The following is a 20,610-nucleotide window of genomic DNA, read 5'->3' on the forward strand; positions in this document are numbered from 1 at the left end:
AACTCATTTGTTTACTATTAACAAGCCGTTTTTATTACACGCCATTACTTCGGTGCATGCAGGCAGCGGGAGTGAAATTGGCAATGTTGACCTTCCCATTCAAAGGGAAAAACATACTGCTTATCCCAAAGTTGAAAGTTCGAGCTTAAAAGGCTCTCTTCGTCAAAATATAGCATCTAGTGTGGGCAACGATCCTGTAGCTCATGCTGATTTTTCAGTCGTATTTGGTTCGGCTCCCAAAGATACGGATAGTAATGAATCTGTGGCCAGTGCGCTTTCTTTTTTGGATGCTCGTATTCTCCTTTTCCCAGTTAAATCTTTGAAAGGGACGTTTGCCTGGATTACTTGTCCTCATGTATTGCAGCGTTTTAACCGAGAAATGACGCTTCTGAACCCTATAAGTGCTGATAAATTAGGTCATCTGCTACTTGAAGTAGGAGAGCCCGGTACAGTATCTGGCTCTGCACTTGTCGCTCATCATAAAGAGAAAAATGGGGACGAAGAGAAGTTAATTGTCCTTGAGGAATATACATTTAAAGTAAGACAATCCGACAAAGCAGAGCAATTGGCCCGGAAATTGGAAGATTGGGTATTGGAAAATGAAACTCCAATCGGGATTACAGAGCGGCTTGTTATTTTATCAGATGATGAGTTTGCTAATTTCGTTAAGCTATCAACTGAAGTAAATGCTAGAATTCGTGTTGAGGATAATGGACAAGTAGATGGTGGATTATGGTATGAGGAGAACGTTCCTCCTGAAACTATTTTTTATAGTGCAATATTAATTGGGCAGGTACGTGCTCCTCAGAAGTCTAGTAAAGCATCCAGAGATGGGAATAATGATATGAACAGAAGCGAGCTTAAGTCTGCTCAAGATGTTCAGAATTATGTGAATGAGCACTTCCCTACTGTTTTTCAATTAGGGGGTTCCAATACCATTGGCAGGGGGATTATGCGTAATATTTGGATTAAGGGTGGGAATTCACATGAGTAATACACAGGTATCCATGCAACAAATTGAAGGCGGTCGTGCAAGTTTTGCATTCCAAGAAGTTAAACATTCTACTACTGCCTTGAATGACAAGGATAAGGTGAAGCTGTATTCCTCCTATCTCAAGCGATTGCCCAGCATGATTCAGGTCAATGGATTGGGGCAAGCGATAGCGTTCTACTACTCCAAGAAGAATAAAGGGAATGAGTACGAATTAATCTATCAATCTATTGGTAAATGGCTACAGGGCAACCCAGTGAATATGTTGGATACTAACAAAGAACTTGTAGAAGCAATTGTAGAATTGAATAGTGAAGAATATCGGAGAGTTACTGTAGAAGTATTGGCTCTGCTGAATTGGATGCGGAAATTTGCAACGGGGAAGCATGCTGAATGGGAGGATGAAGCAACTGAAGGTAGTAAGAAGGAGAGAGGTAATTCATGAGCAATCCGTTAGTCATTTATCATCCTGCGGATACATCAAAAATTTTTGAAAACAAAAATTTAAAACCAGACCATCTGTGGTATCTAATTCACTATAATCAAAATGCCTTATATGGAAAAGAAAAGCAAGGTTTTGGCAAAGAAAAGAAAAAAATTAGAAATGAATTTTTAAGTTTTGTAATTGAGGCAGGTAAAAAAGCGTATCAACGAAGATTCCGTGCATTACAGTCTATGGAAGCTCAATGTCTTGTAAAAGTATTTAAGCTGAGTGGTGACTCTTTAATAGTTCATGGATTAGGTGCATCCCATGTAACGGAAAATAGTCTCACAATCCATCCAGTGTATGGAATCCCATTTGTCCCAGCATCAAGCGTCAAGGGGATTGTACGTCGGTGGTTTATTGATGCCGTACTGGAAGGGAAAGCGGAAAATCTAAAAGCAATGGATGACAATAAAGCAGTAATTGGTCGGTCCTTATTTGGAACTAATGAATCAGAAGGAATCATTCAATTTTACGATATTTTAATGTATGAGGGATTAGAGATTACAGTAGATATTCTGAACCCTCATTTCTCAAATTATTATTCTAGTAAACAAGAACCAGAAGATACGCTGTTTCCAATACCGAATACATTTTATGCTGTGAAAATTTCATCAGCAAACCTCACGTTAACCGTTGATAAGTGTAAGCTTGCTGAATGGTTATCTGTAATAAATTTGAACGAAGTCGAGGTTATGACTCTGATATCCAGATGGGTTGCATTAGCTTTTCAAGAGCTAGGGGTAGGTGGAAAGACTTCATCAGGATACGGACATTTCTCAAATATAGAGGAAGTGTACGATGCCTTCACTCAACAACAAATAAAGATGGAAGAGGATGAAAAAAAGAAAATATAGGAAATGGTTGCGGCAATGTCACCAGAAGAATTATTGATCTATCAAATTGAGTAGCTAACATCTTCTTTCGATGATATTGAACTTAAGTTTTAAAAAAACAATATCCCAAATGTATTTTGCTCAATGAATTATCTCAAAAAAATGGAGAATAAGCTTTGTTCTCCTGAGCTAAGAAAGAGTCCAATAAGCCCAACTTGCAATGTTAAATCGCAGGTTGGGCTTATTTACAAAAGCTAAATAACAAGGACTACCAAACAAACTTACAGATCACGTAGAAGTTCTTCTATCCAATCCCTAGTCTCTTACTGGCATTCAACATGTCCAAAAAATATTAGCGTGTCAATTAGACTGACCCTCATCCAGCGAGATATTCAGGCTTCGCATTAGTCAATATATTCATCACTCAGATCAAAGTCCTATTCAAGTATAGACCACGTCAACTTGTCCGCAGCCAAGAGTAGAGTTCCTGCCGATATGTAATATACGAGCAGCATTCAGCCAAGGTGTAAAGGGAGAAAGATCCCCTTCAAATGTTAGTGCCCCCAGCATGCCACTCCAATCAATGGATTCTCTTTTTCGATTCGAGTACCGATGCATTTGGTTCAAATACAACGAAGTAGACATATTGCGAACATGGGTTGCAAGCTCACAAGTCTTCGTGGATATTTCCGAGTTCATGTAGCCTCCATACCGCTCCGTCAACGTCGAAATACGCCTTGTAATACTCCGAATGATGGTGGGAAAATCAATCTCCTGCACCAGCGCCCCACCTCGCCGAATTCGCACCGGGGTCAGCATATGGACGGAGCACCAGGAGGCATGATCTTGCAGGGCATGAACGGAAATGTTTTCCAGTGTAGCTACGTTCATATTTAATTGTCCTGATTGCCAAATCAATCCATGCTGATTACCATGCAAAATGTCTTCCAACTCAAAAATTTTTCGTTCCGCTCCAATTCCAAATCTTTGTACTTGAGCTAACGAAGTCACTATATGCTGGGCATAACGAATCGAGTCTCCTAGCAAGATTAATTTGAAGCACAACTGGTCCCCTGCGTAATAAACAGACTTTGGCCTGGGTGGCTCAATTATATAAGGGTTAACGATGTCCTGATTAGCTCCACCTAATCGGCGATTCTCGAATAAGTACGCATATGATTCTGAATGCTGAAGCAGCGCCCATCCGGTCACACCATGAAGCGTTGAGCCGAGAAATGCAGGTAAACGTGTCGTTTCCTTACATGTAAGTCGAATGAGTAATGGGAGGTATTCCAACGAAAAAATAGGTGTTTGTCTATTCATGTAATACTCCAATCAAGTTAGTTAAACAAGGTGTGGCTGAACTTATACAATACTCTTATACACCTGATTCAAGATGGCGTTCAAAATTATTGAGCTAGTCCATCATTTGAATCCACGCACTCGTGTAGAGTGCGACGGAATAGGCGAGATTTGATGCGAGAGGTTAACGGATTTCAATCCACGCACTCATGTAGAGTGCGACTTGCTGCATAGAAAGGAGGGCTTTTGTTGGCTTTTATTTCAATCCACGCACTCATGTAGAGTGCGACCCGAATAAAATCACAGCCCCTAAAGGGCAAGGAGAGATTTCAATCCACGCACTCATGTAGAGTGCGACGATTTTCCGGTATTGAAGAGGTCACTCTCATGTTTATTTCAATCCACGCACTCATGTAGAGTGCGACCTGACCCGTAACAGTCGTTACATTGCCGTAGTAGGGATTCCAATCCACGCACTCATGTAGAGTGCGACAGCGAAAAACAACGCAAACAAGTTATTTCCAGTTCCTATTTTAACGTACTTCATAATAAATCAAAAGGTAAAAAGAATAATTCTTTGTGATTCGTTCACAATTCATTCATATTCGACATGGATTCGACAAAATCTGAGGTGCGAATCCCCCGGGGATTTCATGGGAGCTTGGGGTTCGCACCTGAGTGTGGGCAATATTTTATCTACCGTAATACATCCCTTCACTCTAATGATATAATATTCCTGAATTAGTCTATGACAGTTGTATTCCCAAGCAAGGAGGGCCTATGGGACCGGAAGAGATTAGCAAGTTATTACGGGAGCATATTCAGCAGTACAAAAAAGTGACAATTCATCTGGAGCAACTGGAGGTCTGGTTACGTGGACAATCTGTGGACTATCTTTCCTTTGCCGATGCGGTTTTGCGGCTAGAGCAACAACAAATCCTGAACATGGTGAAGTCACATGGCAGAAACGGCAAGAATCCGGCACTCGCTTATCAATATAAAATACGCAGGCAATGGATGAAGCAGGAGCATCTGAAGATCATCCAACCGAGGACAGCACAGTTCCATCGGAGCATGAATCTGGATTGGTATTACGGAGTGAGTGAAGCAGAATGGAGTAGGGACCTGCCGTATCTTGAGATGATTGACCAATTCCTGAAGCAATTTGGTCTGCCACAAAGTGAAGCTCCAGCCCCCGAACGCAGTTTCCAGCTAACAGGGGATGAGAAATGGATCACCGAAGGTGGTGGTAGAAGGTTACTCGAACGGCTTGGATTGTGGGACAAGTTGATGGTTATCCCCGTGAGTGATCCGCTGATGCTGGCAGTGAACCCATCCCGCTCCTTTGGTTTACATGCCCAGGTTTTTCCAGGTTCTTCGCCCCACCGCTCCTGTCAATCCCACCTGATCGTAGAGAACAAGACGACTTTTCAAGGGCTATTAACGGGACTGAACGAGCTACCTTTTGCTACCTTAATTTATGGGTGTGGACGCAAGATTGTTGGTAATCTGGAGATGTTCCATCTACAGTACCCGTTGCCTGATGTGGAGCATACGTTTTATTATTTTGGAGATATCGACTGGGAAGGCATACGAATCTGGCATAACCTGCAGACCCGGCACCCGGTGAAGCTGGCGGTACCTTTTTATATAGCTTGTCTGGAGCAGAAGGGCGTGCCTGGGAAGCTGAATCAGGCGCGTAGTGAGGCTGCACTGGCTGCTTTTCGGAACCATCTGCCGGAGCAGACGAGCGTTAATCTGGAGAACATGCTACGGGAGGGTTATTATATTCCTCAGGAGGTATTGAACCGGGAACAACTTCTTGCGATAGGGAGAGCAGATGTATGGAACGTTCTGTAACAGGTACTGTGGATGTAGACGAAATAACGAGTGGATTTGCCGGACGAATGAGCAAAATTGCGCTCTTCGATCCTTTATTTGAGCTGAGGCGACAGCGCAAGGTAGACCGGAATGGTAAGCAGATTGCGATGATGGAGCTGGGTCTGCTGACGCTACTCTTTTTCTTCGAGAAAAAGCTGCTACGCAGTCGCAAGACGAGTACGAAGGATTACATACAGTTTTTATCAGAAACGGTGGCACGACATTATGTGCTGGAGCAGACCGAAGTGGATGATCTGGGTCGCAAAATTCTACATGTGTTCCGTCCAGCCAACGGGCGCAAGCGAGAGATGCCGTTCTACAATCTGGGCTCGGGTCAAGATGAGTTCTTGGAAACCTCCATCTTACGTACTGACAATTACGATGCCCAGACTCAGGCTCAGTATTATACGCTTGATGAGGATGGACTGGAGCTGGTATTTGCGACCAAGGAGTTTTATCTGGAATTCCAACTATCAATTCATCAGCTACTGCTGCGTAAGCAGTTGGAAAAAGGAGAATTCCAGGGCGCACTGCGACAGATTGATGAGATGCATGTGGATGTAGAGACGCTACAGGAGCGCATTCGTCGGGTAGAGTATGAGGTGAAGCGCAATATTGTATCGGAGGAGACGTTTCAGCGTTATCGCTCATTGCTTGAAGATATTCATCTGCGCTTGAAGCGTGAGAATGAGGAATTCGGTGAATTGCGTGAATTTGTGCGTGAGACTCGTGACCGAATCTATGCCGATCGGGAGCAAGCGAGGTACAAGCGCCCTTATGAATTCATTATCCGCATTGCGGTTCAGTTGGAAAAGGTTCACAGCGAGCATACCAAGCTGCTCCAGCAGAGTATAGAGCTGGAATCGCAGGCTCTGCGTGCCGCCAAGGAGTCCTTGTATTATACAGGCATGAGTTCATTTAACTTCGAGCAGGATATTGCTGCCCTGATTGTAGGGACACCTCTTTCTCAGGAGGCCTTGCGAGGTGTAATCTCTCCTTTCCTCAAGGTAGAACGTATTGAACTATGGTCACTTCTAACGGTATTCGATAAACAGCAGATGACGAATAAGGAAGGCGATTCCGGACAGACGGAAGGTTTCCTGGAAATAGATGCCAGAGAAGATGATCCATATCGGCAACGACGCAAACAAGGAATGAAGCAATTGCTAACCCTGGTCATAGAATTCGCAGTGGGAGAAGATCGCCGTACATTTCGTTTACGTGACTTCATCTCCTATCTCCAGACCTGCGGGCAGGGAGATTTACTGGCAAGAAGGGATTTCTATGATTACTGGATGATACTTCACCAGCGTAGCCCCATTTCGGCGCAAGCACGTGAGCAACAGGAGACAGAAGAGAACAGTCTGGGATTGTATGAGGTCATGACCGAAGTGCTTTATGGCTATGTACTTAACATATTCGAGGCGCCAGAACGACTGCGAGTCAACGAACGTTATGCAATTCAGGACATGATGATTGAATTGGTGGGGGTTAACGATGCAATATTTTGAAGAAGAGGTTATTCAGGCGTTCCGAATCTATACCTTGCTGGCTCAAACGGGCGAAGCCGATGCGGACAGTCTCCAGCTCTATGAGACAGATGATAAGGTGCGTGGACTGGTGGATCAATTTGCCGCTGAGGTGGAATGCGCTGCGCTTACTGCCGGGGGACAGTTGTATCTGATCCCACTGGCTAGGTTGTCGCCCTTTCACATGAGCAATGACACGCTCAAGAAGACCTATCTGCGGGGCAGCGCTGTAAATGCTGATCTTTACCTGATGTATCTGGCGGTAATGATCCTCATCGGTGCTTTCTATGACAGCTATCAGACGACAGAGCCGACTCGGAACTTCCTGACCATGAATGACTGGTTACTACAGGTGCAGGAGCGAGTGGGTGTGCTACAGGAGCATGGGAATGAGCAGTTGGAGCGCTTGAGCAAGGAGTTCTCCTACCGCTGGAGCGAGATAGTGGAACGTTGGAATGCGATGGACGATATCAAGGAGAATGCCAAACGCCAGAGTGGGCAGACGATTAGTCGGATCAGCTTCCTGGACACAGTCAGACGTTTCTTGTTAGACCAGCGGCTTGTGAGTCAGGTAGGGCCGGATGAGCTTGATATTACAGAGAAGACGAAGATTATTGTGCAGCGTTACTTTATGGAAGCAGAGTATAACCGGGGAATTTTGGAGTTCTTATATGCCTTCAAATTGCCTGAGGATGAGGAGGAGAAAACTCATGCCAGCGATCTCCAAGATTAGGTTCACGAATGTGGTCTACGAGTCCGGGGCCAAACGCTATACTGATTCGATCTTTTATCTGGATGGTCATAATAGTGCCTTGGTCCTCGAAAATGGAGGAGGTAAAACCGTTTTTATCCAGACAGCTCTTCAGGCGGTGATACCGCATACGGATCTTGCTGGGCGTAGGGTGAGGGAGAGTCTTGCACTGGAAAATGGCCCTGCACACATTGCCATAGAATGGTTGCTGGCAGAGAAGCCCAAACGCCGATACGCTGTTACCTGTGTAAGTTTATTTATGGATCATAACGGTCTGAATTCCTATCGTTATGTGCATGAGTACGGGGAGGGGGACGAGCACGGAATTCAGCAGCTTCCTTTTACCCAAAGACAAGGCAAGCGTGAACGGGTCAGTGATCGAGGCGAGATACATGATTATTATCTGTCCATGCAACAGAAATTCTCCTTAACCTCGAAACTGTTCGATGTGATTCGCGAGTATAGGGCCTATCTGGAGGAACAGTTCCATATTATCGCCACAGAATGGGATGCCATTGTCAAGATTAACTCCAACGAAGGTGGAATTGAAGACTTTTTCGATGATTGCAAAACCACATCCCAACTGGTGGATCGTCTCTTGATTCCTACGATTGAGCAGTCGATGGAGGGGTATGAGAAGGGAACCTTTATTGAGCTATTTCAAGCCAGACGGGACAGCTTCAAGCAGTACAAGGAGCTGAAGGAGAAGATTGACACCAACCGACAGGTCTTGCTCCGACTCCAAACCTATGTGGAGGGCTACCAGCATTACGATCAGCAGCAGAAGCAATATCTTGTGTTACGACAGGAAGCAAGCACGGCCTGGAAATATCTACAGAGACTACATGCACAGACGAGTACAGAGCTACAGCGTATGGATGAGCAGCAGGCAGTGCTGAGAGAGCGAGAGGAATTATGGAATAAGCGGGCAGATTCCTTGAAAATCGCTCAAGCCGAGGAAGCACAAGCTGCGCTGGAGACGGTCTATTTTGAGGTGCAAGATGAATATGAAGCTCAGCAGGAGTGTACGGATGCAGAGGAAAGACAATATTACTCCATTAAGTATGCAGAGCATCGGGAAAGAGAGCAGTCAACCACAGGAAGGCTTGAGTATGTGAATCGTCAGCTCGAGCAATTGGAGCAGTCGGTTGATGAGCAGGAGCTTCAAGCCCAGTGGGAGCGTAACGGCAGGCATCTGCGAGCTTATTATGTACAAGAGGAGCACAGACAGTCTGGCATCATCAGAGAGATAGAAGCACAAGCCAAGCAAATAGAACTGCAACGGGCAGATTGGGCACGAAGTGAACGTGCTGAGAATCAGGAGCGGGAGCGATTGATGCTTGAGGAGAGCAGACTGGTTACCCAGCAGAATGGACATAAGGTTAGGGGGCAAGAGATTGCTAAGAAGATCCTGAGCAACGTCCAGACGCAAACGGTGGAACAGGAAATGCCTCGCTGGCAGGAAGAATACAGCAGATTGCAAGCTGCAATTGTAGCCTCTGTACAGACCTTCCACGAGATGGAGCTGAAGAAGGAACGGCTGCAAGGTCTGCAAAGGGATACGAGAGATCAACTATCTGTTGTAAGGGAAGAGTTAGGTAGTCTTCAGGCGCAACTCCGTAATTATGATCGGGAGCATGAGCAAATGGCTCAGGTGCTGTCCACGGTACATCCGGCTTGGGGACGGTTATCTTCACTGCATACACAGAGTGATTCCATCCATAATCGACTGCGGCGAGGGATTGAACAGCAAGAGATAGAGAAGCAACATCTTTTATATCAAGAACGGCTAACCTTTCGCCATGTCGATGATTATGCAGAACAGGAAATATTTTTCGCAGATCCTTATGTGGCAGAGATTCTATATGAGTGGAGCAATGAGTTCTCCATGCTTCAATTAGGTACCCAGTATGTACAGCAACGTGAGCATGCGGATGCACAGCCGTTATGGGCCGTTACATTAATTACCACATCCCATGAGAAGGAGAAGCTGCACAAAAGGTTAAGCCAATCCGCAAGCAAGCTACAGTATCCGATTCGAGTCCTGTCCACCGACGATGTGAAGTCCATTGAAATGCAGGAGGAACAATCGTCTGGTGCCGGGAGAGACACTTGGATACAACCGGGGTTGTGGGGGAGCGTGCAGGGTGCTCAAGATTTTAACCAGTGGAAGAAGCAAGCCAAAGATCGTGCAGATCAAGCCGCACGTGAACGGAGACAGAAGGAAAGTGAGCTAGAGCATTGGCGTGATGTGCTGAGGCAGGTTGAACGTTTTTTTGTCCAATACAGGATTGAGCATATCCATGAGTCCCAGCGCAGCGTGGAGGAGTTGTCAGATCGTTGGCATACTTGGCAGAATCGCCTAGTTGACTGGGATAAGGACATGAAGCAACTGGATCAGCGGAAGGATGAGTTACAGCAACAGAACAGATTGGACGAGCAGCAAGTGCAGGAGCTGGAGCGCCGTATGAGCCAAGGTCAGGAATGGCTGGGCATCATGCAAAAGTATGAACAGGGTGAGCAGGAGCTCATCTCCACCCGAGGACAACTTACACAGAAGAGGAAGTCCGTTGAAAGGCTACAGCAGCAGGGAGTTGAGCTGGACAATCAGCACATGGAAATTGAGAAACAGATTGTAGAATTACAGGCTCAGCTTCGCTATCTGCAAGCGGACGAACTCTATAAGGCGGTTAAGGGCTATATTCCGCTGGAGCATTCTTATGCATTTCAAAGGTTAAGAGCGGAGCATGAGGACTTGAAAATGAGACGTCATCAGCTACTGGCCACTCGTACTGATCTGGAAGGCAAACGAGGGCAGTTGCTCCAGGAACAGGAACGTGCCGTGCAGGACATGTCCTCCTTACGCAAGGAGCATCCTCATATCGCATTGGATATCGAGCTGCCACCTCATGTGGAGTTCAGGCTAGAAGAGATTTGGCAGAAATATGAACAACTTAAAGAGGATCTTGCCAAGTTGGCGACGGAACGGGGACGCAGAGAGCAGGAGTATACCGAGCAGAAAGGTGTAATCCGCCAACTGATGAACCACTATGCACAACGCTATTCGAACGAGCAGCCTGTGTCCTTCGATGAGCCACTCACGCAGGTACAAGACCGATTGAAGCAAGAATATCAACAATGGCAGACACAATTCCGGGAACTAGAGAAAATCATTCAGGCGAAGGCGAAGCAACGACGGAAATTCGAGCAGGTTCTGCATGAATGGAATCAGGTCATTAAGCTGTATCGACTGGACGAGACTCCGTTGGCTGAAAGAGAGCTTACTCAGGAGCAGCAAGCCGACTGGTTATATCACGCTGAACAGCATAGTGGACGTGTCATAAAGGAACTGGAGCATCGTGAAAAGCGGCTAGGTCAGGAGAAACGAAAGGTCGAAGATCACAAGCAGGATTTTCTTCGATTCTGTGATCGGCATGTTCTCGATCCGAAGCAGCGTGAAATGGCGAAGAACGGGATTCATAATAAGAGTGATACGCTTGAAGAATTGTTGGATTTTGAATCGCTATTGCGACAGAGCATTGTCCGAACGAATCAAATAGCTGAGCTACATTTACAGACAGAAGACCAGAAGCTACAGCAATATATTACGCATATCCACATGCATCTGAGACAGATCGCACAGGAGCTGCGGGATCTGCCCAAGAAGACCCGTGTGAGAACAGCAAGTGGAGTGAAGGAAATCTATATTTTCAAAGTTCCAGACTGGGAGGAAGCTGAGGGGAGACAGCGAATTCATGCCTATATTGAATGGATCGTTGAACAACTGGATGGAAGCAAGTATCAATCGGAGCAGCATGACAATTCAGCAGGACGTGTACGTAAGGATTTGGAGAAATGGTTGGATTCCAGACAGCTCCTGCAAAAAGTGCTGAAGCATGAGACTATCCACATTAGTTGCCGCAAGGTAACCAACGATCAGCAGGTGAGCAGTGCCAAATATTCGTGGGAGACCTCCAATGCCTGGTCAGGCGGGGAACGATGGAGCAAGAATATGACTCTTTTTCTTGGCTTGCTGAACTATGTAGCAGAGAGAAAACAGCATATTCAAGGACAGATGAAGCGACACCGGGTTGTCATTCTGGATAATCCATTTGGGAAGGCATCCAGTGACCATGTTCTAAGCCCCGTGTTCTACATTGCAGAGCAGCTCGGCTTTCAGATTATTGCCCTCACCGCTCATGCAGAAGGCAAGTTCTTGCAGAACTACTTCCCCATTATGTACAGCTGTCGATTGCGGGGAGCCGCTGGCGAATCTGGCAAGCAGATCATTGATCCGCAGCAAGAAATGAATCAAGCCTATTTCCGGGATCATGAACCTGATTCGATAGCCTATCTGGGTGAAGTGAAGCAATTAGAATTTTTCGATTAAAAATCTGGATTAAAAGCAAAATACGAGGTTGCTACTTGAGATGGAAGCCGCTGTGGCTTCCGAGGATTCTTGCGATCGTTCTTAAAACTCAATAACGCTAATCTGAGGTGCGAATGCCAAGCGCACATGTTTTTCCCGGGGGATTCGCACCTCAGATTTTGTCGAAATCATGTCGAATGTGAACAAAAAGTGAACAAAAGATATGACTTTCAACTTTGTTAATGTTATTTTCACTGATGTGAGCTAAAATAGTAAAGAAATACACCATTTTAAACCATTTTCGCTGTCGCACTCTACATGAGTGCGTGGATTGAAACATCCAACCAATCGTGACACGCCGTACATAAATGTAGTCGCACTCTACATGAGTGCGTGGATTGAAATTTCATCTCTTGCTGAATAGCCTTGTTTGCATTTTGTAAGTCACTCTCCGTGTGAGTGTATGGATGATATGAAAAAGGCTTGTTTTTGACTCGGTCAGAAGTGGATAGGAGCAACTTTCTATTGATCACCGCAACCACATTAGGAAAACAATAGTAGGTACTTATCGGTTACCTCATGTTTCTTGGAAATTGTGAATCCATAGTTATTTCTGAGTCAATTAAAAATAAATACAAATAGAAGGCTGTCCAGAGTAGCCAAGAAATGTGTAGATCATGGACGAAGATTTCAGAATTCCGTATTTGAATGTGTACTGGACGCAACTCGGCCTGTTTGATAAACAGACCGATGGTCTGCGTTTCTACAATCTCGGAAACAATTACAAAAATAAAGTAGAGCATACCGGAGCCAAAACGGCTTATGATATGAAAAGGTCGTTGGTTCTGTAGTGTATAGATGAGGGGTCTAAGCCATGAGGTGCGACGAATGCCAAGCTCACATGATTTCCTGGGGAATTCGCACTTCGAAATTTGTCGAAAACATGTCGAATGTGAAAGAAATGTGAACGCGACATTCGGGATTTAGGCTATAATAATTTTGTGGGTACGGATATACATTGAAATGAAGTTATAAAGGAACTTATTTACGTATTTTTCGTTGTCACACTCTATACGAGTGTGTGGATTGAAATACTAGAACCTCGTTCACTACTAAGTAGACGTGTGTCGCACTCTATATGAGTGCGTGGATGGAAATTCGAAGGTCTTAATTACATTAATTAACAAAAAAAGATTCATGGGAAAGGATTTTACAAAAAAGAAAACAGGGCTGTGATGATGGACGATGATACGAGAAAAATCGTATTGAAGGCATGGCAAGAACGGAAACAGGAAAAAATGATTCATCCTTATTTGAATGAGAAAATGTTTTGGGGACTGGTGCCCTATTCACAGGCTTTGCTCTTGGCTAGATATATTCGGGGAGATTTGGACGAGTACCCTCCATTTTTGTGGAAGTAGGTGTGAACACTTGCTCATTTTGATCACGTATGATGTAAGCACAGTAGACAGAGAAGGTAGAAAAAGACTGGCAAAGGTTGCGAAAAAGTGCGTAGATCACGGACAAAGGGTGCAAAATTCTGTGTTTGAATGTATTTTGGACTCGACCCAGTTCCGCAGCTTAAAGTATGAACTCGAAGAATTAATAGACCCAAAAGAAGACAGCTTGCGCTTCTACAACTTAGGAGATAACTACAAGAAGAAAGTAGAGCATATAGGTGCAAAGGAAGCTTACGATATGGAAAGCCCACTAATTTTGTAAGGTGCGAATGTGAAGCTCACATAAAAACCCCGGGTCCTTCGCACCTCGAAATTTGTCGAAAAGCATTAAGAATGCTATCTATGAGAAAAAGTCAATAGTTGACACAAGCCTTTTTGGCATCAGTTTTTGCGACAATGTGTGGAATTGATATCATTAGGGTATGAATTACTGCATTTTCGCTGTCGCACTCTGTATGGAGTGCGTGGATTGAAATTTCTTGCTCTGCTGGGGTTTCAGCGATGGGAACGTCGCACTCTGTATGGAGTGCGTGGATTGAAATACGATGTATTTTGCTGCTTGGCATGGTACGAATCCCCGTCGCACTCTGTATGGAGTGCGTGGATTGAAATTCCTTCTCGTGCCTGCTGCCAGTGCTTATCCTGGGGTCGCACTCCATGTGGCTGCGTGGATTGAAATTTCACAAGTACCGCTCACATCGAAATGAATAGAAGACACGTTGCGGAATTGAACCGCGCAAGGGTTCTGACCAGGCTGTTATTGTTTCCGTTGATTGACTGGTTCCTTGCCGTCTGCACGTGCCATAAAGCCCCGGAATAACTCGGGAAGTGCCTCTGGATATTGCTGAATTACAGGAGCTCTGCTGCGATCTGTTTGAGCACTGGCGGTGTTGGGATGAGTTGGCCGTCACCTTTGTTGCCCTTGATGTAGGCTTTATCCTCGTGGGAATAATATACATCGCCTTGGCCCTCAACGACCGGGTAGCCGATCCCATCATTAGTTAAAGATGTTTGCACGTGTTTGCCATGTTGTGCGGCGTGCTCCTTATCATGCAAGCGCAGGATGCCATCCTTACTTAAAAATGCGAAACGTGGTTGTGTAGTAGACACAATCATGTCCTCCTGAAATGATTTTTTTGAGAAATCAAAAAGGCCGACACATTGGCCGACCTGATTCACCGAGGCTGAAAAGCTGCGATGTGTTCCTTATTTGATTTTCAATGATACAAATTTACCATATGAAAAGTCCAGTGGTGGGCCACTTCAAGGACCAAATTTAGGACAATTATAGGCCACAGAAAAACTTTCCTGCGAAAATAGGTTATATTTGTCATTCATGTATGATAGTATTGTATTCAGCTGGCCGGCTACCAATTTTATGTAATCTGGAGGATGAATGAATGAAAAAGCTGTCTGCAACCTTGCTGACACTCATTTTTTTATTGGTATTTTCCATCCCTGTATCCGCAAATCCAGCAGAGTCAGACTCACACGGCTTAGAACCCTTTAAAGATGCTAGTACAAAAAGCGAATCGGAAATTGACGGTTATTTAAAACAAATGGGCTTTACTGACGAAGAATTAGGTTTCACTCCATTGGAATTAAAAAAGGACATTGCGAGTAACGGTGGCACTAAGATAAAAATTGAAGAGTTAGACCCTGAAGTTGTTATTAAAGATGAAAATGGCAAAACAGTCGCACCATCTGATAAAATTTCTACTCAAGATGTAAAAGATGGAATCTTCAAAATGTACGGATATGCATTTAAACTCGAATCTCCGAACAGTAAAGAAAATGCCTACCATGTTTATGCTTCTTATAACTGGGAAAGAGGTCCTTTGGCTTATTACACTGATACATTGGCAATGGCTTGGCAAAGTAAAGTCACTCCTTTTCGTCATCCATATAGTGTCCATAACTTGAGAAGCGGGTCGCACCTTTATCAATATGAAAACAAACTACAGAAACAACAAATTGAGGGTGACGCCTTCGAGGTAGATGTTTTAGGATATCCAGATCCGCAAGATGGATTTGCCAGACAAGAAGTAAGAGCTCCTAAATCACTTACTGGCCAAACAGGCGCAGTGGAGATTGCTTATGCTCACAAGACTATTCCTGGTGTGGCATTGGCGATACTTAACTATTTCAGCATAGACTTCTCTGGAGCAGGACAACAAGAGTACCAAGACAGATTCAATTTTACTTACTAAAATAATTCACAAAAAAATAAAGGTACCGGGATAATCTTTGCCCGGTACCTTTAAATAAGTTGGAGGTAATAAAAATGGTCTATCTATATATGCTTGTCAGCCTCGTAGTGTTTTATCTCGTAGTTTTCATTCTATCTCTGTTCAATATTCATATAATTAAAGGTGATGAGACTACCTATATTTTACTGGTCCTCATAATCGGAATCCTTCTTCACAATTCTGAAAACCAAAAAAGATAAGTAGTCGTACACCAATAAATTCGGCTATATAACCTCTCTACATACCCCACCTCATATACTTTGCCTCCAGTTCTGCCTCCTTGTCCACGTTGTATGTGGCGATTTCCTCCGTCTGCTTGCTGATCGCATTTGTAGATTGATGTTCTCTATATGAATACGCCTAAGTGGTTGCTGCTTCCCGACGAACAGAACCGATCTGACGATACTGCCGAACTGTCTCCAAATATTCCTCCACCGCAAGGCGGGTGGCTTTTTCGTCGACCAGCAGAATATTGAAAGTTAATTGTAAGTTGTTTTTTCTTTTTTTCCCCAATGTAATCCCCTCACCGTGTTATAATTTGGTGAAGGTTTGAAACTACTGACCCCCGCGGGCCCGGCCAAGGAATGCAGGGGAATGAGGCAAGAATATGAGGGCGTACCGGGGATAAAATGCGGAAGAACCACCGAAGGATGAAAAATCCAGTGCGGTGGTTCTTTTTTTTCACTCGTCTTGTATGTCATCATTATAGGGGGAGGCGATGAAGGATGTTCCAGGATTTCAAGCTCGTCAGTGACCGCCCGGTCTCGATACAAGTAAAAGAATACGTCAATCGTTTAATTATAAAAGGGGCGCTTCAGGCGGATCAGAAGCTGCCTTCCACACGAGAAATGAGCGTTCTGCTTAAGGTGAGCCGCAATACAGTCATTGCAGCCTATGAAGGCTTGGAGGATGACGGGTTTACGTATGCGATTCCCGGAAAGGGTAGTTATGTGGCCGCCATGTTGGACCAGTCGGCCGTAGATAACGGAGGATCTGACGGCTCTGCCACCTGGGAGATCGACTGGAAGGCAAGAATGAACGAGTATGCTGTATCGGCTGTTGATCTGGATATGATGAAGCAGGGCATTCGTGCCCAAAAGGGAACCATCTCGTTCACAAGCATCGCTCCGGATGAGCAGCTGTTTGATCTGGGGGATGTAAAGCGAGCTTTTATGGATCGGATGGCAATCGAAGGGCAGGTGCTGCTCAACTACGGCTATGCCAAGGGCTACAAGCCGCTGATTGATTACCTGATGCATTATATGGAGAACAAGGGCGTCGATATAATTGGCAAGGATATGCTGATTACAGGCGGGTTTACAGAAGGCTTTGACATTGTTCTGGCGGCTTTACGCCCTTCTGCACGCCGCGGAGCGGCAATTTGTGAAAATCCGACCCATCACACAGCGATCAAAAATTTGAAGTTGCAAGGATTTGAGATTACCGGCATTCCGATGGAGTGTGACGGTATTGATGTGGAGCGGCTAGAGGAGGTACTGCAGACCAATAGCTTCGATTTGGCCTATTTGACTCCTTCCTATCACAATCGACAGGCATCGTCATGTCGCCGGCAAAGCGCAGCGCTGTTATGAAATTAATGGCGCGCCATCAGATTCCGGTGATCGAGGATGGATTCAATGAGGAGCTGCGCTACTCGGGAGCGCATGTTGCGCCCTTAATAGCGACAGCAGGGCAAGGGAACGGAGTAATCTATATTGGCAGCTTCTCCAAGGTGCTGTTCCCTGGCTTGCGAGTAGGCTGGGTGCTTGGAGACCGAGCACTGATTGACACTCTGGAAAGCATTAAGCGTGCGCGCACCATTCATACCTCAACAATCGATCAATCGATTTTATACCAATATATGCTTAACGGAAATTTCGATAAACATGTAAAAAAAGCACGTACAGAGTATAAGCGCAAATATGAGCTGACAAAGGCATGCTGTGAAGCACATCTTCCTGAGGCGCAGGTGTCTGGCGACGGGGGCTTGCATTTGTTCCTTACCTTCCCGACAGGCGTAAATACACGCCAGCTGCTAGAAGCTTGCACAGAACAGGGCGTCATTTTTACACCGGGAGACAGGTTTTTTATTCAAGAAGGCGAAGGGACGAATACATTGCGGCTTGGGTTTTCACGAGTAACGGATGAAAATATCGAACGGGGTATTCAAATAATCGGCAAACAGACGCGTAAATTTCTTAAGGCATAAGGATTAAGAAAAGAGCTATAGAGACGGAATATTGTTCTGGAGAAGCACCAGCGATCAAAAAAACAATCCGTAACCACATAAAGATTTTGAGAAAAATGAGGTGTCATGATGAAAATTGGCGTTATTATGGGTGGTATTTCCTCTGAGCGTGAGATTTCTTTGCAGACAGGTCAAGAGATGATCAATCATTTGGATCGCAGCCGTTATGAAGTGGTTCCAATGGTGATCGAGCAGCGAGCGGATTTAATCGCGCAGGTCCAGCAGGCAGGCATTGATATCGCGCTGTTGGCACTGCATGGTCAGTATGGCGAGGACGGCACAGTGCAGGGAGCGCTGGAGACGCTGGGCATTCCCTACACAGGCAGCGGTGTCCTGGCAAGCAGCTTATGCATGAATAAGCAGTTATCCAAGATGCTGTTGAAGGCAGCGGGTGTGCATACGCCTGCAGGCCTTTACTGGCAGGGGATGGACGATTATGATCCGCAGGTGGTGGAGCATTTGGGCTACCCGGTTATTGTTAAGCCGAGTACGGGGGGATCCAGCATCGGCATCCAGCTTGTACAAAATGAGAAGGAACTGCTGCCGGCTGTTCAGGGGGCTTGCAGCTTGGATCAAGCGATCTTAATTGAGCCCTATTATGAAGGGACGGAGATTACCTGCTCCATCGTAGATGGCGAGGTATTGCCGATTATTGGTATTAGCTCCGCTCGTTCGAAGTGGTTCGACTACAAAGCTAAATATGAGGTCGGTGGCGCTAAGGAGGAGGTGATCGATCTTCCTCCCGCTATTGAGCAGCGTGTGCGCGAGGCGGCACTGGCCAGCTACCGACTGCTGCAATGCAAGGTCTATGCAAGGGTTGATATGATTTTGTGTCAGGATAGGCCTTACGTGCTGGAAGTGAACACATTACCGGGAATGACCGCCAACAGCCTGCTTCCGAAAAGTGCGGCAGCTGCGGGTATAACTTTTACACAGCTGCTGGACCATATTATTGCCAGCTCGCTCCATGAGCGGAAAAAGGAATGGGGGATGGCGTAATATGTTTAGTGAAAAGGGGACAGGGCGGTTTGTATCCTCGCGTGTACGGGATATTCGGCCATCGGGAATTCGCGCTTTTTTTGATCTGAATGCAGCAGGAGGAGATACAATCGCCCTTGGGGTCGGAGAGCCTGATTTCGTTACACCAGAAAAGGTACGTGAAGCTTGCATTCAGGCATTGCGTGAAGGGCAGACGAAATATACTTCGAATGCTGGCTTGATGGAGCTTCGGGAGGAGATATCTGCTTATTTTTCCGGCAGCTTCGCGCTTTCCTATGATCCTAAGCACGAAATGATCGTGACGGTGGGGAGCAGTGAAGCCGTCGACCTGGCGCTACGAGCAGTGATCGATCCGGGTGACGAGGTGCTGATTCCGGAACCAAGCTATATTGCCTATGAACCCATTACCCATCTGTATGGCGGTAAAATTGTAGAGGTGGCGGCTACGGCAGAGGAGCAATTCAAGCTGACCCCGCAAGCGCTGCAAGCGGCAATTACACCTCATTCAAAGGTTTTAATGATCAATTATCCCTGTAATCCGACTGGAACAGTTATGACGAAGCAGGATTGGCTACCGATTACAGAGCTCATTATCAAGCATAATCTGGTCGTCATTTCGGATGAAGTGTATGCCGAACTGACTTACGGGAGAAAGCATGTCAGTATCGCCTCTTTACCGGGCATGAAGGAGCGTACGATTGTCATCAGTGGTTTTTCCAAAGCATTTGCGATGACAGGCTGGCGGGTAGGCTATGCGTGCGGACCGCATGAGCTGATTGCCGGCATGCTGAAAATCCACCAGTACACAGCCATGTGTGCACCCACCATTGCACAGATTGCCGCGCTGGAATCATTGCGCCATGGCTTGGTTGCCAAGGATGAGATGATGGCGAGCTACAATGACCGCCGCAAGCTGTTTGTGGCCGGCTTGAATGCAATCGGGCTTGCTTGTCATGAGCCTGAGGGGGCTTTTTATGCCTTCCCTTCAATTACTTCTACTGGCATGTCATCTGAGCAGTTTGCACTTCGTATGCTGAAGGAAGCGAAGGTGGCGGTCGTACCGGGACATGTATTCGGATCAGGCGGAGAGGGCTTTATTCGCTGCTCATATGCAGCCTCGCTCGTCGATTTGGAGAAGGCGCTGGGACGGATGGGAAGGTTTATGCGGGTAATGCAGCCGGTATGATGAACAGGGTTAATAACTCAACTTTTGCCGAATGTTTTCATAAAATATTTTACAAATACCTTTATGATTTTCGAAACATAAAGGTATTTTCTGATCAATGTAGTGGATATTTTCGGATGTATTTACCCAAAGCCAGAACGTTCAGCTTGGGTGTTAACGGGTGGAACCCTGCTTTTAAATGCGCTATCGATGAATTAAATATATTCGAATGTGCGCTTCCTCCTTCACAGGTGGCAGAACTGGCAGAGGTGAAATAAGTCCAGGCAGGTATTTGTTGCTAAGCCAAAAAGCGAGTCTGTTCAGGTGCGAATGTGAAGCTCACATG

General features: G+C 45.6%; 14 protein-coding genes, 3 pseudogenes and 1 CRISPR repeat array. Of the genes and pseudogenes, 14 read left to right on the top strand and 3 right to left on the bottom strand.

Translation table 11 applies throughout. The features are described from left to right. The first annotated feature begins 7 nt into the window (after positions 1 to 7). Genes cmr4 through cmr6 form a run of 3 tightly spaced genes read left to right on the top strand, consistent with a single transcriptional unit; the run spans position 8 to position 2,332 of the window. Positions 8 to 994, top strand: coding sequence for a type III-B CRISPR module RAMP protein Cmr4 (gene cmr4 / locus MKY35_RS10275; RefSeq protein WP_342446279.1), 987 nt, complete (start codon positions 8 to 10; stop codon positions 992 to 994). Continuing rightward, entirely contained in the window at positions 987 to 1,436 is a 450-nt protein-coding gene (gene cmr5, locus MKY35_RS10280; RefSeq protein WP_342446280.1) for a type III-B CRISPR module-associated protein Cmr5, read from the top strand. The genes cmr4 and cmr5 overlap by 8 nt, the downstream gene beginning before the upstream one ends. Continuing rightward, complete coding sequence (gene cmr6 / locus MKY35_RS10285; RefSeq protein WP_342446281.1) at positions 1,433 to 2,332, top strand: type III-B CRISPR module RAMP protein Cmr6; 900 nt, start codon at positions 1,433 to 1,435, stop codon at positions 2,330 to 2,332. Before cmr5 ends, cmr6 begins: the two co-directional genes overlap by 4 nt. A 420-nt stretch (positions 2,333 to 2,752) precedes the next feature. Here cmr6 and cas6 read toward each other — a convergent pair whose 3' ends face one another. Further along, complete coding sequence (cas6, locus tag MKY35_RS10290) at positions 2,753 to 3,634, bottom strand: CRISPR system precrRNA processing endoribonuclease RAMP protein Cas6 (RefSeq protein ID WP_342446282.1); 882 nt, start codon at positions 3,632 to 3,634, stop codon at positions 2,753 to 2,755. A 104-nt stretch (positions 3,635 to 3,738) separates the two neighbouring features. Further along, positions 3,739 to 4,106: direct repeats of the CRISPR family, unit length 32 nt; unit sequence ATTTCAATCCACGCACTCATGTAGAGTGCGAC. 287 nt (positions 4,107 to 4,393) lie between these two features. On the opposite strand from cas6, the gene MKY35_RS10295 reads away from it, so the two are divergent. The 7 genes and pseudogenes from MKY35_RS10295 to cas2 (MKY35_RS10325) all read left to right on the top strand — a co-directional run bounded on the left by MKY35_RS10295 (position 4,394) and on the right by cas2 (MKY35_RS10325) (position 13,865). Further along, entirely contained in the window at positions 4,394 to 5,473 is a 1,080-nt protein-coding gene (locus tag MKY35_RS10295) for a Wadjet anti-phage system protein JetD domain-containing protein (RefSeq protein WP_342446283.1), read from the top strand. Then, positions 5,458 to 7,005 carry a replicative DNA helicase gene (locus MKY35_RS10300; protein WP_342446284.1) on the top strand — a complete coding sequence of 516 codons (1,548 nt, stop codon included), beginning with the start codon at positions 5,458 to 5,460 and terminating at the stop codon, positions 7,003 to 7,005. The genes MKY35_RS10295 and MKY35_RS10300 overlap by 16 nt, the downstream gene beginning before the upstream one ends. Further along, entirely contained in the window at positions 6,992 to 7,756 is a 765-nt protein-coding gene (locus tag MKY35_RS10305) for a DUF6063 family protein (protein WP_342446285.1), read from the top strand. The genes MKY35_RS10300 and MKY35_RS10305 overlap by 14 nt, the downstream gene beginning before the upstream one ends. Continuing rightward, complete coding sequence (locus tag MKY35_RS10310; protein WP_342446286.1) at positions 7,734 to 12,164, top strand: chromosome segregation ATPase; 4,431 nt, start codon at positions 7,734 to 7,736, stop codon at positions 12,162 to 12,164. The genes MKY35_RS10305 and MKY35_RS10310 overlap by 23 nt, the downstream gene beginning before the upstream one ends. 592 nt (positions 12,165 to 12,756) lie before the next feature. Then, positions 12,757 to 12,994: pseudogene (cas2, locus tag MKY35_RS10315) on the top strand (CRISPR-associated endonuclease Cas2). A 324-nt stretch (positions 12,995 to 13,318) separates the two neighbouring features. Beyond that, positions 13,319 to 13,564: pseudogene (locus MKY35_RS10320) on the top strand (subtype I-C CRISPR-associated endonuclease Cas1); the annotation flags it as partial. Between the two features lie 10 nt (positions 13,565 to 13,574). After that, on the top strand, positions 13,575 to 13,865 hold the full coding sequence (gene cas2, locus MKY35_RS10325; RefSeq protein ID WP_023988276.1) for a CRISPR-associated endonuclease Cas2: 291 nt from the start codon (positions 13,575 to 13,577) through the stop codon (positions 13,863 to 13,865). A 587-nt stretch (positions 13,866 to 14,452) separates the two neighbouring features. Here the strand turns inward: cas2 (MKY35_RS10325) and MKY35_RS10330 are convergent. Continuing rightward, positions 14,453 to 14,719: a hypothetical protein gene (locus MKY35_RS10330; RefSeq protein WP_342446635.1), complete on the bottom strand. Its 267-nt coding sequence runs from the start codon at positions 14,717 to 14,719 to the stop codon at positions 14,453 to 14,455. Positions 14,720 to 15,003: 284 nt separating this feature from the next. On the opposite strand from MKY35_RS10330, the gene MKY35_RS10335 reads away from it, so the two are divergent. Continuing rightward, a complete protein-coding gene (locus MKY35_RS10335) occupies positions 15,004 to 15,813 on the top strand; it encodes a hypothetical protein (protein ID WP_342446287.1) in 810 nt (269 codons plus the stop codon). 399 nt (positions 15,814 to 16,212) lie between these two features. Here the strand turns inward: MKY35_RS10335 and MKY35_RS10340 are convergent, their stop codons facing one another. After that, complete coding sequence (locus tag MKY35_RS10340) at positions 16,213 to 16,365, bottom strand: hypothetical protein (RefSeq protein ID WP_342446288.1); 153 nt, start codon at positions 16,363 to 16,365, stop codon at positions 16,213 to 16,215. A 212-nt stretch (positions 16,366 to 16,577) separates the two neighbouring features. On the opposite strand from MKY35_RS10340, the pseudogene MKY35_RS10345 reads away from it, so the two are divergent. The 3 genes and pseudogenes from MKY35_RS10345 to MKY35_RS10355 all read left to right on the top strand — a co-directional run bounded on the left by MKY35_RS10345 (position 16,578) and on the right by MKY35_RS10355 (position 20,285). After that, positions 16,578 to 18,061 (top strand): annotated as a pseudogene (locus MKY35_RS10345) (PLP-dependent aminotransferase family protein). A gap of 108 nt (positions 18,062 to 18,169) precedes the next feature. Further along, positions 18,170 to 19,099: a D-alanine--D-alanine ligase gene (locus MKY35_RS10350; RefSeq protein WP_342446636.1), complete on the top strand. Its 930-nt coding sequence runs from the start codon at positions 18,170 to 18,172 to the stop codon at positions 19,097 to 19,099. A gap of 1 nt (position 19,100) precedes the next feature. Further along, a complete protein-coding gene (locus tag MKY35_RS10355; RefSeq protein ID WP_342446289.1) occupies positions 19,101 to 20,285 on the top strand; it encodes an aminotransferase class I/II-fold pyridoxal phosphate-dependent enzyme in 1,185 nt (394 codons plus the stop codon). Positions 20,286 to 20,610 lie beyond the last annotated feature (325 nt).

It is taken from the genome of Paenibacillus sp. FSL L8-0638 (assembly GCF_038593075.1).
Lineage (GTDB): Bacteria > Bacillota > Bacilli > Paenibacillales > Paenibacillaceae > Paenibacillus > Paenibacillus polymyxa_D.

What these genes read in the sequence shown, in the direction of transcription:
- MKY35_RS10350 (WP_342446636.1), top strand. Translation starts at nt 18,170, where the DNA reads ATGAAAATTGGCGTTATTATGGGTGGTATTTCCTCTGAGCGTGAGATT.
- MKY35_RS10305 (WP_342446285.1), top strand. Translation starts at nt 6,992, where the DNA reads ATGCAATATTTTGAAGAAGAGGTTATTCAGGCGTTCCGAATCTATACC.
- MKY35_RS10330 (WP_342446635.1), bottom strand. Translation starts at nt 14,719, where the DNA reads ATGATTGTGTCTACTACACAACCACGTTTCGCATTTTTAAGTAAGGAT.
- MKY35_RS10355 (WP_342446289.1), top strand. Translation starts at nt 19,101, where the DNA reads ATGTTTAGTGAAAAGGGGACAGGGCGGTTTGTATCCTCGCGTGTACGG.
- MKY35_RS10300 (WP_342446284.1), top strand. Translation starts at nt 5,458, where the DNA reads ATGGAACGTTCTGTAACAGGTACTGTGGATGTAGACGAAATAACGAGT.
- cmr6 (WP_342446281.1), top strand. Translation starts at nt 1,433, where the DNA reads ATGAGCAATCCGTTAGTCATTTATCATCCTGCGGATACATCAAAAATT.
- cmr5 (WP_342446280.1), top strand. Translation starts at nt 987, where the DNA reads ATGAGTAATACACAGGTATCCATGCAACAAATTGAAGGCGGTCGTGCA.
- MKY35_RS10335 (WP_342446287.1), top strand. Translation starts at nt 15,004, where the DNA reads ATGAAAAAGCTGTCTGCAACCTTGCTGACACTCATTTTTTTATTGGTA.
- MKY35_RS10310 (WP_342446286.1), top strand. Translation starts at nt 7,734, where the DNA reads ATGCCAGCGATCTCCAAGATTAGGTTCACGAATGTGGTCTACGAGTCC.
- MKY35_RS10295 (WP_342446283.1), top strand. Translation starts at nt 4,394, where the DNA reads ATGGGACCGGAAGAGATTAGCAAGTTATTACGGGAGCATATTCAGCAG.
- cas6 (WP_342446282.1), bottom strand. Translation starts at nt 3,634, where the DNA reads ATGAATAGACAAACACCTATTTTTTCGTTGGAATACCTCCCATTACTC.